This window comes from Acinetobacter sp. ESBL14, from assembly GCF_036668815.1.
Taxonomy (GTDB): domain Bacteria; phylum Pseudomonadota; class Gammaproteobacteria; order Pseudomonadales; family Moraxellaceae; genus Acinetobacter; species Acinetobacter gyllenbergii.
In genome coordinates, this window is record NZ_JAZEVS010000100.1 from 1 (window position 1) to 210 (window position 210).

Below are 210 nucleotides of genomic sequence, written 5' to 3' on the forward strand. Positions count from 1 at the left end.
TCACCGCTGGATAGTCAATACCATTCACAGTCACAACAATGGTCGCATTCGGATCATTGATCGTACCGCTCAAGTCTGGTGTTGAGTCATTGGTGAATTCATCATTCAATGCAACCACTGGTGGTAAACCATCTCCATCAACAATCTCTGTACCTGGCAATGAAATGTTTCCTGCCAAGTCGGTCGCTGTTGCTGTAACGGTATCACCAT

The 210-nt window shown here is 45.7% G+C and carries 1 protein-coding gene; it reads right to left on the minus strand.

The window, feature by feature from the left end:
- Positions 1–210: hypothetical protein (locus V6E90_RS21645; RefSeq protein ID WP_332606450.1), on the minus strand; the 210-nt coding region annotated here is incomplete at both ends.